The organism is Frankia sp. CcMO1 (genome assembly GCF_977945845.1).
Genome location: NZ_CDWTMG010000031.1, coordinates 19,606 through 32,606, shown reverse-complemented (window position 1 = coordinate 32,606; position 13,001 = coordinate 19,606). Strand labels below are relative to the sequence as shown.

The following is a 13,001-nucleotide window of genomic DNA, read 5'->3' as shown; positions in this document are numbered from 1 at the left end:
GATCAAGATCAAGATCAAGATCAAGATCAAGATCAAGATCAAGAAGACGATGACCGCCAGCGGCACGGCCCGGTCGGCCCCGCGCCACCAGGGGTGCTCGGCGACCAGCTGGAACTGGGTCTCCACCTCGACGGCCCCGAGGGCGAGCCCGCCCGCCAGCACCATCGGGAAGGAGCGGAACCGCGCGACCAGCGCGACCGCCAGCGCCGGGACGATGAGCAGGAGCAGGTTCGCCGAGGACAACGGGTTCTGCAGCGGCGCGAGCAGGACCCCGCCGAGACCGGCCAGCGCGCTGCCGGCGCCCCAGGCCGCGGCGGCGACGGTGTCCGCCGACCAGCCGAAGGTCGCGGCGGCCCGGAGGTTCTCCGCCGCCACCGTCGCGGCGAGGCCCACCGTGGTGAACCGGAACACCGCCCAGAGCCCCGCGACCAGCACGGCGACCACGGCCAGCCGGACAAACACGGACACGCCGACGGGCTCGTCGAACAGCGTGATCCTGCCGGTCGGCAGCACCGTCGGGGAGGTGCGCACGGCACCGGCGAACATCAGCGTCAGCGACGACTGCAAGATGATCAGCAGACCGAGCGTCGCCATCAGCCGCAGCAGCGAGGTCGCCTCGCGCAGCCGCCGCATCACCAGCAGGTGGAACACGACCCCGATGGCGGTCGTCGACAGCACGGCCAGCGGCGCCGCGAGGCCGAGCGGCAGCCCCCACCCCGCAGCAGCCCATGGAAGGCATAGGCCGCCCGGGCCAGCAGCGCGCCCTGGGCCAGGTTGAGCACACCGGCCCCACGGGCGATGACCACCACATCCGAGGCCACGAGGGCGTAGAGCGCGCCCGTGCCCAGGCTGAGCAGGGCGTAGCCCATGACGTCGTTCAACGGCGGCCCACCCTGCTCCGGGCACCGCGGAACGGCGCCTCGATCATCCCCTCAGTGGCCCCCCACCAATGGTCGCCGGCTCTCCTCGATCGCGATGAGCGGCGTGAGCCCACCGGAAAATCCGCAGCCAGGCCATTGATCACGTAATCATGGCAACCGAGGTGACGGTACGACCGGACAGACCGATAAGGCAATCAAACCAGCCACAACAGCCACCGAACCCCACAACGGCCACCGAATCCCATGAGAGCTACCGAAGCTCGCAAAAGCCACCTAACCCCACGGATTGGCCAGGGGTGACGGAACGCGGACACACCGCGGAACGCCCGGGATGGCACCATCGGACGAACGCTCGATGGCGGAGGAACGCTCGATGGCGGACGAACACGGCTACAGGGGTGGAAACGGATGAGGGACCTGGTACCTGGCGCGAACGGGCCGTTGCCTCCCGGCCCTGTCTCGGTCCGGCTCGCCGGTCCCTTCGACGTCTGTGCGCTCGTCACCGGCGCGAACGGCAAGGTCGCCGCGGACAGCGACTTCGTGTTCTACAATCAGCCCAGAGCGCCGGGCGTGGCGCTCTCGGGCAGCGCGGTGACCGTCGATCCGGGCCGGCTGCGCCCGGGCGCCGAACGTGTCGTGATCGCCGCCAGCCCCGAGGACGGTACGACGCCCTTCGGACGGCTGCCAGCTCTCGCCGTCACCATCCATAATGATCATGATGCCCTCATCGCCCGCTTCGCGCCGCCGCCGTTGTCCCGCGAGACCGTGGTCACGCTGGTGGAGATCTACCGGCGCGGCCCCGCGTGGAAGATCCGGGCGGTGGGGCAGGGATACGCGGACGGCCTCGCCGGTCTCGCCCGGGACTTCGGAGTCGCCGTCGGCAACGGCGGCAACGGCGGCAACGGCGGCAACGGCGGCAACGGCGGCAACGGCGGCAACGGCCAACACGACCAGGGCCAACGCCGTGCCCCTCCCCGGTACCCCGACTCCACGGGTCGGGGTACCGGGGAGGGCGGTCTGACCCTCGTGCTCGCGCGGGTCGTCACGCTCACCAATGCCGAGCGCGCCCGGGAGGGTCTCGCGCCGCTGACCGTCGACGACCGTCTGGCCGCCGCCGCGGAGGCGCACAGCGTGGACATGGCGACCCGTGGCTTCTTCGCGCACACCAGCCCGGAGGGACGCACGGTGTCCGACCGGGTGAGCGCCCTGGGCTACCGCTACGCCCAGGTCGCCGAGAACATCGCCGCCGGCCAGAACAGCGCGGACGAGGTGGTGACGGGATGGATGAACAGCCCCGGCCACCGGGCGAACATCCTCATCCCGCGGCTGCGCCAAATCGGCGTCGGGCAGGCCACCGGCGGCGAATATGGTTTCTACTGGACGCAGGTCTTCGGTACCCTGCTCTGAACCACTGGCACTCTGCCTGCTGGGTCGAACGGATCACGATTTTCCTGCGCCGGTCCCAAAGAACCGCCAGAACCGGTGACATCGCCGCCGCAGGCGAAAAACCTGCGCAACCCGGCTGCGCACGTTCCGCCGGAACCGATGGGAAAGACAACGTCACAAGTCTTCGCCCACGCCTGGAGAAGTCCGCGTCGAATCTCCGGACAACGGCGTTCGGCCATGCCCGCGAACCACTGATCTAGCGTCCTTCCTGGTTGAGTCAGCTTTCATCGACAAGCTCGACATGCGTTCCACAACCCAGGACAGGACTGGAGAATGCGTACAGAGGATCAACGGGACGGGACGGCGTCCCAACCCAGGAGATATTCGAACGGCCGTCATGCGCGGACTCGAGCACGTCGCCACCGGCTCGGCGGTCTGCTGCTCACCCTCACCGTGGCCCTGGTGACCGGGGCGTTGACCGGACCTGCCCGCGCGCAGACCCCGACGATCATCGAGGACGGCACCATCGGCACCGGGATCAACCAGGTCTCCTACTCGGCGGGGTGGGCGAAGTGCAGCGGCTGCATTACCTCTCCGAACAACAGCTTCTACTACTCGGCGACCGCCGGTAGAGTTGCCACGATCCGCTTCAGTGGAACGCAGGTCAACCTCTACGGCGCCAAGGGCCCGATCGGGGGATTCAGCACGGTCCGCCTGGACGGCGGCCTGCCCACCAGCGTCGACACCTACTCGCCAAACGCGACCGTCACCCTGCTCTACAGCTCGGACAAGCTCACCGCCGGCACGCACACCCTGACGCTGACGAACACCGGGCAGCGCAACACCTCCTCGAGGGGCAACAACGTCGGTTTCGACCGGGCGGAGATCACCACCGGAGCGAACCCGCCGCCGGCCCCGCCGTCCTACGCCGGGCCCCGCTCGGGCAAAGGGTGGCTGACCGGCACCTATCCCGACCCGGTGATGAACCAGCAGAACCTGGAGTCGTTCTGCACCTGGCGCGGCGCGCCCTGTGACTTCACCCTGCTCTACACCACCCGGAACAACTGGGGGAACGTCAGCCAGCCGGTGGACCTGCTGCGGACCTTCGCCACCTGGCCCGGCCGGTTGATCATCTCCATCCCACCCTTCCCGGAGAACATCGGCGCCAGCAACGAGACGTGCGCCACCGGGGCCTACGACGAGTACTGGAAAACCTTCGGCCGCGTCCTGAACGCCTACGGCCGGCAGAACTCCTACCTGCGGCTCGCCTGGGAGGGCAACGGCGACTGGTACGAGTGGTCCGCCACCAACCCCACGGCCTACATCAACTGCTGGCGCCACGTCGCGGACGCCATCAACTCGACCGCGGAGCCGGACCCCATCCTGTGCTGGTGCCTCAACGCTCACTACTCGCAGAACCCGCCGAGCCACAACCCGATCGACATGTACCCGGGTGACGCCTGGGTGGACGGGGTCGGCCTCGACGCGTACGACCACTGGCCGCCGTCCCGGACGAAGGCCGAGTTCGACGCCCAGGCTAACGCCCCCGGTGGGCTGAACTACTGGTTCAACTTCGCCCGCGCGCACAACAAGCTCTTCGGTGTCGGCGAATGGGGGGTGGTGAGTGGCAGCGGAAACAACGGCGGTGGCGACAACGCCAATTACGTCCAGTGGATGTACGACTGGTTCGTGGCCCATGCGGGCAAGGGGCTGGCCTACGAGTACTACTTCAACAACTGCGACCCGAACAACGTCGGTTCGAACCTGTACCGACCGCTCAGCGCCGCGTGTCTCTACCTGAACCGGCAGGCGGGCGCCCGCTATAAACAGCTCTACTCCAGGCAGTAGGGTCCGGGGGTGATGCCGGGTGCCGCCCGCCGACGACGATCAGTGGGCGGCACCCCTCCCCCCGAGGAGGTCCTCAGCCGGGCCGCCGGTCGCGGCAGGGGCGTAGCTCGACCGATTCGTAGGCCGCCGGGATGTACCACGATTCGCGGCCGTCGTCCCACCGGACGATGAACGGTGGCCGGCCGCTCTCGCCGCGAATCTTGAGTATCACACCGTGGCGCTCGGTACGACCCGTTGCCGAATTACGCACGACGAGGCGGTCCCCGACCCTGGCGTACATGATGTTTCCGGTGTACATCAAGATTCCCTCCCGCGATCTGTTCGCGGCCCGTTCGCGGCCTGTTCCGGCATCAGTGCGCCACCACTCCGTCGAACAGGTCGGTTTCCACGCCGGAACCCGAGCCCGGGCCCACCGTCCCCCGGGCCAGCACGAAGTTCTCGGTGGCCTTCGCTGACCGGCCGTTCCCGTCGACCAGGGCGAAGAAGAATCCGTCCACGGTCATCTGGCTGCGGTGGGCCCGCATCGCCGCGATCTTCGCGGCGAAGAAGCCCGGCGCCTCGATCGTCGTGGTGACCTTGGTATCGGGAACCGACAGCAGCATGTCCGAGGGCATCGTGATCCCCTCGGGGACCGTCTTCGCCAGGTCGGACCGCCAGATGCGGTCTACCGCGGACTCGACCGCGGAGTGGAACAGCGCCGTCTCGTACAACTTCGAGACCTGCCAGGTCGGACCCGCGTCGGGAGCGAAGTCCGGATCGGCCGCGTCGGCGAAGGCCCGGGCGGTGACGTCGTGCGCCCTGATGTGATCGGGATGGCCGTAGTCCCCGATCGCGTCGTAGGTCACCATCACCTGCGGCCGAACCTCCCGCACGATCCGCACGAACGCCTCGGACGCGTCGTCCATGTTCGCCCGCCAGAAGCAGCGCGGGTCGTCGTTCGCGGGGCTGTCCAACATGCCGCTGTCCCGCCAACGACCGGCGCCCCCGAGGAAGCGGTAGTCGCTGACACCGAGCTCGGCACACGCCCGTTCCAGCTCCCCGATCCGGTATCCGCCGAGCTGGTCCGCGCGGTCCGCCCGCAGGTCGGTCAGCTCGGGGAGCAGCACCTCGCCCATCTCGCCCAGCGTGCACGTGACAAGGACCACCTGGGTGTCGGGATCGGCGGCGTAGCGGGCCATCGTCGCCCCGGTCGCGATCGTCTCGTCGTCGGGATGAGCATGGACGAACACGATCCGACGGGCAGGCAGCGCACCGGAACCTTGAGTAACCGGCATGGCTTGACGGTAGGGGCGACCCACGGACGGCGCATCTCGACCATCGAACCGGTAACTTACGGATACAGAGCCCGCAATCGCGCCGTTAACCCATAAGAGATAAATAGCTCACAGATCGACGAATCGACGAAGGCGGACGGAAAGAACAAAGATCTTCATCCAAGCATGATCCGGGGAACGGGAAGGGCATGAGTGATGCACCCGCCAGACAGGACGTCCGATGGACTCGGGAGGCCATTCGCCGAGTCGAGGCCGACACCAACAGATCGGCGGACACCCACCTGTTCCCCCTGCACCTGTGGCCGGCGGAACGGGGCGTGGACATCTATCTGAAGGACGAGTCGACGCATCCCACCGGCTCGTTGAAACACCGCCTGGCCCGGTCGCTGTTCCTCTACGGGCTGTGCAACGGCTGGATCCGGGAGGGGACGACGATCGTCGAGGCGTCCTCCGGGTCGACGGCGGTCTCGGAGGCCTACTTCGCCCGCATGCTCGGACTCCCCTTCATCGCCGTCATGCCCGCCTCGACCAGCGCTCAGAAGATCGCCCTGATCGAACGTGAGCGGGGTCGCTGCCATCTGGTGGCGGACGCCACCACGGTGTACGCGGAGGCCAGGCGGCTTGGCCGAGGCCACGAACGGTCACTACATGGACCAGTTCACCTACGCGGAACGAGCGACGGACTGGCGCGGCAACAACAACATCGCCGAATCGATCTTCAATCAGATGGCGTTGGATCGCCATCCCATCCCCACCTGGATCGTCGTCGGCGCCGGCACCGGGGGCACCAGCGCCACGATCGGGCGTTATCTGCGGTACCGGCAGCACAACTGCGCGCTGTGCGTCGTCGATCCCGAGGGCTCGACGTTCCACCGCGCCTGGTCCACCGGCGACCCGCACGCCACCGGCGGGCACTCCCGCATCGAGGGCATCGGCCGCCCACAGGTGGAGCCGAGCTTCCTCCCCGACGTCGTCGACCGGATGATCACCGTGCCCGACGTGGCGTCCGTCGCGGCCATGTTGTTCCTGGAGACGCTGACGGGCCGCCGGACGGGTGCCTCCACCGGGACGAACCTCTGGGGCGCGGTGCGGCTCGCCTGCGAACTGGTGTCCTCTGGTCACCGCGGCAGCGTGGTCACCCTGATCTGCGACGGCGGCGAACGGTACGCCGACACGTACTATTCCGGTTCCTGGCTCGACGCGGCCGGCCTCGACCCGCGGCCGTTCACCGAGATCCTGCGCCAAGCCGTGACCTCCACAACCTGGCCGGGCTGACACGGCCTGGCCGGCGCGGTGGCGACCCACCGAAAGCGATGCTACGGTTCCTCCGATCACTAAATGCCACCGGCAAATTACCTACTGCAGTGATTTTATGCGGAACCTGTCGCAGGACCCGGCCGGACAACGACCGGCGGACTCCGAGCCCGCCCGGCACGGCGGGACGATTCTAATCGCCGAGGACGACGCCGCGTTGCTCGAGGTCGCCCGGCGGATCCTGAGCCGCAACGGCTACGAGGTGCTGGCGGCTTCCACCGCCCTCGACGCGTGCTCGATCGCGATCGAGCACCGGGGCGACATCCACCTGCTGCTCACGGACGTCATCATGCCGCGCATGCAGGGCAGGGAACTCGCGAACCGCATCCGGGCCCAGCAACCCGGCATCCGGGTGCTCTACATGTCGGGCTACGCCGATCCCGTCCTCACCGCGCAGGGGAAGCTGGACCCGGGGGTATCGCTGTTGACCAAACCTTTCTCCGAACGCACCCTGCTGGACAAGGTCCGGCAGGTCCTCGATGCTCCCCGCTGACCGGCCGCGTACCCGGGGGGACGCAGGGACGTTCAGGGAGAGACCGGCCGTCCGCGCAGGACGATGAGGTCCGGGGCGCCGAGCACCGCGACGTCGGCCCGCGGGTCGCTCGGATACACCACCAGATCGGCCCAGGCGCCCTCGGACAGGCCCGGATAACCGAGCCAGGAGCGGGCCCCCCAGGTCGCCGCGTCGAGCGCGGCCGCCGCCGGCAGCCCGGCCAGGCGGAGCTCGGCCACCTCCGCGGCGACCAGCCCGTGCGGGAGGCTTCCCCCGGCGTCGGTACCGACGAAGATCGGGATGCCGGCATCGTAGGCCGCCCGCACGGTGTCATGGCGCCGGGCGTGCAGGGCGCGCATGTGCCGGGCATAGGCGGGGAACTTCGCCTCGGCGCCCGCGGTGATGTCCTCGAAGGTCGAGATGTTCACCAGGGTCGGCACGATGGCGACCCCCCGCTCGGCGAACAGCGGGATCGTGTGCTCGGTGAGACCGGTGGCGTGCTCGATGCAGTCGATCCCCGCCTCGACGAGATCCGCGAGGGAGTCCTCGGCGAAGCAGTGGGCGGTGACTCGGGCTCCGGCGGCGTGCGCCGCGTCGATCGCGGCCTTCGCCACGTCCGCGGGCCAGCACGACGCCAGGTCGCCCAGCCCGCGGTCGATCCAGTCGCCGACGAGCTTCACCCACCCGTCGCCCCGGTCGGCCTGCGCGAGGACCTCGGCGACGAGGTCGGCCGGCTCGACCTCCGCCGCGTAGTTGCGGAGGTAGCGCCGGGGCCGGGCGATGTGCCGGCCGGCCCGCACCAGCCGGGGCAGGTCGTCACGGGCGTCGATCCACCGGGTGTCGGCCGGGGAGCCGGCGTCGCGCAGCAGCAGCGCGCCCGCCGCCCGGTCGGTGATGATCTGCTGCTCGGTGGTGGGCCTGTCGACGGCGCCGTGCGCAGCGAGGCCGACATGGCAGTGAGCGTCGACGAGGCCGGGCAACACCCATCCGGAGACCGTCCGTACGTCCCGGGCCGCCGCACCGGTGGGGGCGGAGAAGGTGATCCGGCCGTCGACGACCCAGACCTCGTCACGGACATCCGTCGGACCGACCAGCACGCCGCCACGGATCCGCAGCGTCGGCACGCTCATATTCACGTCATATCCCTATCACCGTCGTCCGGTCACCGTCGTCCGGTCACCGGCGCGCCGGCACCAGGCCCGTGGCGAGGACGCGCCGCCTGATCGGGCCCCGGAAGCACTCAGACGTCGAGCTGCGACTCGACGGCGCGCAGCCGATGACGGGCCAGCGCGAGGTTCGCGCGCGACTTGTCGAGCACCAGATAGAGGAACAGGCCACGGCCGGAATGGCTCTGCAACAACCGGATCAGGTGATACTGGCGACCCAGCGTGATCAGGATGTCCTCGATGGTGTCCTGAAGCCCGAGACTCTCCATCGTCCGAATCTTCGCCCGGATGACCTCGGTGTTTCCGGCCGCGGCGATCTCGAGATCGATCGCATGCGTGTTACCGGCCGTTCCGAGGGTCATTCCACTGGTGAAGTCGACGAGGGCAGCCCCAAGCGCCCCGCTTATCTCGAGCGATTCCTTCAGGGCAATGTCGACGCTGTTCATATCGCCTCCCGTGTGTTCGAGGTCGACGGCAGCTCCGACGCTGCCCCCGTTGTGCACTGGCGCCAGTTCACGCGAACAGCGTGTTGGCAGTGGTCCCCGCAACCAGTCCCCCCGCAGCCAGTCCCCGTAGACCGGAAACCGCCCGATCTACGACCGCTCGCACAACTTTAAGCCCACCCGACCGGATCGCGTGCGGGTGGGCGGAAAAAATGGGCTCGGTGGACGGGCGGACCACACGCCGAACCAGAAAAAGAGATGGCGATTCACTCGAAAAAACCCGACCGCCCCGCCGCGAAAGGTCCACCTCATCGAATATGTTGCACGAGAGCCTGAAGATGACAGATCACGTGCCGGCGGAGGTCGGTCCGGCGAGGAGTCGGGTGCCGTCGGGAAGGTTGCCCGAGGCTTCGGCGTCGCGGAGGTACTCCCACAGGACCCGTTGCAACTCGACGGCGGCACGGGTCGGCTCGACGTCGCGGCGACGCGCCAGCCCGATGGTGCGTTGCAGCCCCGGGAGCACGAACGGGGTGACCCGCATGCCGAGCCGGTGGGCAACCGTGCTCGGAATCACCGCGCTGCCCAGACCCGCCGCGACGAAACCGAGCACGGCGTCCATCTCCCCGCCCTCGATCGCGAAAATCGGCTCGAATCCGGCCTCCCGGCAGGCCGTCACGGTGGCCTCCCGCAGGTCGTAGCCGCGGCGGAACATCACCATCGGGTGGTTGCGCAGATCGGCCACGGTTAGCGGGCGCCCGGCGACGATCGGTGGCTCGTCCAGCGACGAGACGAGGACCAGGCTCTCGCGGATCAGCGGCGAGGTCGCCAGTGCCGGGTCGCTGCTCTGCAGCGGAAGGATGATCAACGCCAGGTCCAGGCTGCCCGCGGCCAGATCGCGGACAAGGTCGCGTGATCCCCCCTCCTCGACCAGCAGGCGGATGCCCGGGTACCGCTGGTGGAACAGTCGCAGCACGTCGGGCAGGAAGCCGGTGCACAGGCTCGGGGTGGCACCGAGGCGCACCGTGCCGTGGCGCAGGTCGAGCAGCTCGGTGACCCGCTGGCGGGCGGTCTCGGTGTCGGTGAGGATGCGCCGGGCGAGCGGCAGGAGCGTCTCCCCCGCCGGGGTCAGGCTGATGTTCCCCCGCGCGCGGTTAAACAAAGGTGTGCCCAGCTCCTGCTCCAAGGCGCGGATCTGCTGGGACAGGGACGGCTGGGCGACATGCACCCGCTGGGCGGCCCGGGTGAAGTGCCGGGTCTCCGCGACGGCGACGAAATAGGCGAGCTGGTGGAGCTGCACGCCGCCAGCGTAGACGTCGATAGGACGGCACTATCGAGTCCAGGTTTATCATGTCTTGGACCACTGGAGGGAGTGCGCTCTAGGGTGCGCTCGTGGCTGTGACAACCCCGGCGCGATCGGCGTCCCCTGCGCCCACCCCGCGGCCCCCGCGATCTTCGTCCGTCCTGCGCAACCTGTGGCGGTCAACCATCGGCAAAAAGACCGTGATGGCCGTCACCGGGCTGCTGATGCTCCTGTTCCTGATCGCTCACATGCTCGGGAACCTGAAGATTTTCTTCGGCCCTAACGACTTCGACCAGTACGCCGGCTGGCTCCGGGCGATCGGCGAGCCGATCCTGCACGATACGTGGTACCTATGGATCCAACGCGTCGTGCTGGTGCTGGCCGTGGGCCTGCACGCGGTGTCCGCGTACCAGCTCAGCCGGCGTGACCTGCGGGCCCGGCCGACAAAGTACGTCCACCGCCAACGAGCCCGGGCCAGCTATGCCACGCATGTGATGCGCTACGGGGGAATCACCCTCGCGTTGTTCATCGTGTACCACATCCTCGATTTCACGACGCTGACCCTCAACCGACACGGGGTCGAAGGTGCCGCCTACGACAACGTCGTGTCGAGTTTCAGCGTGTGGTGGGTCACGCTCATCTACATCGCCGCCATGATTTCCCTCGGGCTCCACATCCAGCACGGCTTCTGGAGTGCGGCCCAGACGCTCGGTGTCAACAACCCAAAACGGGACCGAGTTTTCAAGGCCTCCGCCAATGCCCTCGCGGTTCTCCTCACGGTGGGATTCGTGATCGTCCCGGTGTCGGTTCTCGCCGGCCTGGTGGATTGACGGCACGGCACTGGGCCGACGGGTCGCTGGGCCGACGGGTCACTGCACTGGTGGATTGAACAGCCGACGGCTCCGCGGCCAACATTGCGCGGCGCGGTGCCGGAAGCATGGGAAGGGCTGACATGTCGTTTTACAACCTCGGTGCCGACATCGCCGACACCGCGGCGCCGGACGTACCGATCGAGCAACGCTGGGACAAGCGACGCTTCACCGCCAAGCTGGTCAACCCGGCCAACCGGCGCCGCCACACCGTGATCGTCGTCGGCACGGGGCTCGCCGGTGGCGCCGCCGGCGCCACCCTCGCCGAGCAGGGCTACCGGGTCATCCAGTTCTGCTACCAGGACTCGCCGCGCCGGGCGCACTCCATCGCCGCCCAGGGCGGCATCAACGCGGCGAAGAACTACCGCAACGACGGCGACTCGGTCCACCGGCTGTTCTACGACACGGTGAAGGGCGGCGACTTCCGCTCCCGGGAGTCCAACGTCTACCGTCTCGCGCAGACGTCCACCCAGATCATCGACCAGTGCGTGGCGCAGGGTGTGCCCTTCGCCCGGGAGTACGGCGGCCTGCTCGACACCCGCTCGTTCGGCGGTGTGCAGGTCTCGCGGACCTTCTACGCCCGGGGCCAGACGGGTCAGCAGCTGCTGATCGGCGCCTACCAGGCGCTGTCCCGGCAGATCGACGCCGGCGGCGTGGAGATACACCCGCGCACCGAGATGCTCGACCTGATCGTCATCAACGGGCACGCCCGCGGCATCGTCGCCCGCGACCTGGTCACCGGCCAGGTCTCCACCTACCTCGCCGACGCCGTCGTGCTCGCCACCGGCGGGTACGGCAACGTGTTCTACCTGTCGACGAACGCCAAGAACTCCAATGCCAGCGCGATCTGGCGGGCGCACCGGCGCGGGGCGTATTTCGCCAACCCGTGCTACACCCAGATCCATCCGACCTGCATCCCCCGCTCCGGCGACTACCAGGGCAAGCTCACGCTGATGAGCGAGTCGCTGCGCAACGACGGCCGCATCTGGGTGCCGAAGAAGGCGGGCGACACCCGCTCGCCCGACACCATCCCGGAGAACGAGCGCAACTACTACCTCGAGCGGATCTACCCGGGGTTCGGCAACCTGGTCCCCCGTGACATCGCATCGCGGGCGGCGAAGTACCAGTGCGACGCCGGCCGCGGCGTAGGCCCGGGCGGGCTCGGCGTCTACCTCGACTTCGCCGACGCCATCAAGCGGATGGGCGAGGACAAGGTCCGCGAGAAGTACGGCAACCTGTTCGAGATGTACGAGCGGATCACCGCCGAGGACCCGTACAAGGTGCCGATGCGGATCTACCCGGCCGTCCACTACACCATGGGCGGGCTGTGGGTGGGCTACGATCTGCAGAGCAGCATTCCGGGGCTCTTCGTGATCGGGGAGGCGAACTTCTCCGACCACGGCGCCAACCGTCTCGGCGCGAGCGCGCTGATGCAGGGTCTCGCCGACGGCTACTTCGTGCTGCCGCCCATGCTGGGTGACTACATCGCCTCGACGAAGCTGGGCGCGGTCGACGCGAGCCATCCCGCGGTCGCGGAGACGGCGGCCGAGGCGACGGGCCGGCTGACCCGCCTGCTCACCGTGAACGGCGACCGCACCGTCGACTCGTTCCACCGTGAGCTCGGCGAGATCATGTGGGACGAGTGCGGGATGGCGCGCAGCGAGGACGGCCTGCGCAAGGCGCTGGGGCGTCTTCCGGAGCTGCGCGAGGAGTTCTGGCGACAGGTCAAGGTGCCAGGCGGCGCGGGTAGTGTCAACCAGAGCCTGGAGCGGGCGAACCGGGTGTCGGACTTCCTCGAACTCGGCGAGCTGATGTGCGTCGACGCCCTGCACCGCGAGGAGTCCTGCGGGGGGCACTTCCGGGTCGAGAGCCAGACCCCGGACGGCGAGGCCCTTCGCGACGACGACCGGTTCGCCTACGTCGGGGCCTGGGAGTTCGCCGGCACGGAAACCCCGCCGGTGCTGCACCGCGAGGTTCTGGAGTTCGAGCACGTCCACCTCGCCCAGCGTAACTACGCGTGAGGCGGT

The 13,001-nt window shown here is 68.6% G+C and carries 13 protein-coding genes and 1 pseudogene; 7 read left to right on the top strand and 7 right to left on the bottom strand.

What is annotated here, in order from left to right; all coding sequences use genetic code 11:
- Both AC08OU_RS06730 and AC08OU_RS06725 read right to left on the bottom strand, forming a co-directional pair.
- A partial coding sequence (locus AC08OU_RS06730; RefSeq protein WP_476604505.1) for an ABC transporter permease subunit occupies nt 1–678 on the bottom strand: 678 nt, incomplete at its 3' end.
- Nucleotides 633–881 (bottom strand): hypothetical protein, encoded by a 249-nt coding sequence (locus tag AC08OU_RS06725; RefSeq protein ID WP_476600596.1) that lies wholly within the window; start codon nt 879–881, stop codon nt 633–635. The genes AC08OU_RS06730 and AC08OU_RS06725, both read right to left, overlap by 46 nt.
- Before the next feature lie 408 nt (nt 882–1,289).
- Here AC08OU_RS06725 and AC08OU_RS06720 point away from each other — a divergent pair, with 408 nt between their 5' ends.
- Nucleotides 1,290–2,288 (top strand): CAP domain-containing protein, encoded by a 999-nt coding sequence (locus tag AC08OU_RS06720; protein WP_476604504.1) that lies wholly within the window; start codon nt 1,290–1,292, stop codon nt 2,286–2,288.
- A 312-nt stretch (nt 2,289–2,600) separates the two neighbouring features.
- Nucleotides 2,601–4,115, top strand: a complete 1,515-nt coding sequence (locus AC08OU_RS06715; protein WP_476600592.1) for a glycoside hydrolase family 26 protein — start codon at nt 2,601–2,603, stop codon at nt 4,113–4,115.
- 73 nt (nt 4,116–4,188) lie between these two features.
- On the opposite strand, the gene AC08OU_RS06710 is transcribed toward AC08OU_RS06715, so the two are convergent.
- Nucleotides 4,189–4,413: a DUF1918 domain-containing protein gene (locus AC08OU_RS06710; RefSeq protein WP_462186202.1), complete on the bottom strand. Its 225-nt coding sequence runs from the start codon at nt 4,411–4,413 to the stop codon at nt 4,189–4,191.
- 52 nt (nt 4,414–4,465) lie between these two features.
- Nucleotides 4,466–5,389, bottom strand: coding sequence for an N-acetyl-1-D-myo-inositol-2-amino-2-deoxy-alpha-D-glucopyranoside deacetylase (gene mshB / locus AC08OU_RS06705; RefSeq protein ID WP_476600590.1), 924 nt, complete (start codon nt 5,387–5,389; stop codon nt 4,466–4,468).
- Nucleotides 5,390–5,577: 188 nt separating this feature from the next.
- Here mshB and AC08OU_RS06700 point away from each other — a divergent pair.
- The 3 genes and pseudogenes from AC08OU_RS06700 to AC08OU_RS06690 all read left to right on the top strand — a co-directional run.
- A pseudogene (locus AC08OU_RS06700) lies at nt 5,578–5,958 on the top strand (pyridoxal-phosphate dependent enzyme); the annotation flags it as partial.
- A gap of 52 nt (nt 5,959–6,010) precedes the next feature.
- Nucleotides 6,011–6,664, top strand: a complete 654-nt coding sequence (locus tag AC08OU_RS06695; RefSeq protein ID WP_476600589.1) for a pyridoxal-phosphate dependent enzyme — start codon at nt 6,011–6,013, stop codon at nt 6,662–6,664.
- A gap of 97 nt (nt 6,665–6,761) precedes the next feature.
- Nucleotides 6,762–7,196, top strand: a complete 435-nt coding sequence (locus tag AC08OU_RS06690; protein WP_476600587.1) for a response regulator — start codon at nt 6,762–6,764, stop codon at nt 7,194–7,196.
- A 32-nt stretch (nt 7,197–7,228) separates the two neighbouring features.
- Here the strand turns inward: AC08OU_RS06690 and AC08OU_RS06685 are convergent, their stop codons facing one another.
- From AC08OU_RS06685 to AC08OU_RS06675, 3 genes are all read right to left on the bottom strand, one after another.
- Complete coding sequence (locus tag AC08OU_RS06685) at nt 7,229–8,326, bottom strand: amidohydrolase family protein (protein ID WP_462186183.1); 1,098 nt, start codon at nt 8,324–8,326, stop codon at nt 7,229–7,231.
- 110 nt (nt 8,327–8,436) lie between these two features.
- A complete protein-coding gene (locus AC08OU_RS06680; protein WP_462186184.1) occupies nt 8,437–8,808 on the bottom strand; it encodes a hypothetical protein in 372 nt (123 codons plus the stop codon).
- A 343-nt stretch (nt 8,809–9,151) separates the two neighbouring features.
- Complete coding sequence (locus AC08OU_RS06675; RefSeq protein WP_462186185.1) at nt 9,152–10,102, bottom strand: LysR family transcriptional regulator; 951 nt, start codon at nt 10,100–10,102, stop codon at nt 9,152–9,154.
- Nucleotides 10,103–10,266: 164 nt separating this feature from the next.
- Between AC08OU_RS06675 and AC08OU_RS06670 the strand changes: the two genes are divergently transcribed.
- Nucleotides 10,267–10,935 (top strand): succinate dehydrogenase cytochrome b subunit, encoded by a 669-nt coding sequence (locus AC08OU_RS06670; protein ID WP_476596179.1) that lies wholly within the window; start codon nt 10,267–10,269, stop codon nt 10,933–10,935.
- A 122-nt stretch (nt 10,936–11,057) separates the two neighbouring features.
- Complete coding sequence (locus tag AC08OU_RS06665; RefSeq protein WP_476600585.1) at nt 11,058–12,995, top strand: fumarate reductase/succinate dehydrogenase flavoprotein subunit; 1,938 nt, start codon at nt 11,058–11,060, stop codon at nt 12,993–12,995.
- Nucleotides 12,996–13,001: the final 6 nt, after the last annotated feature.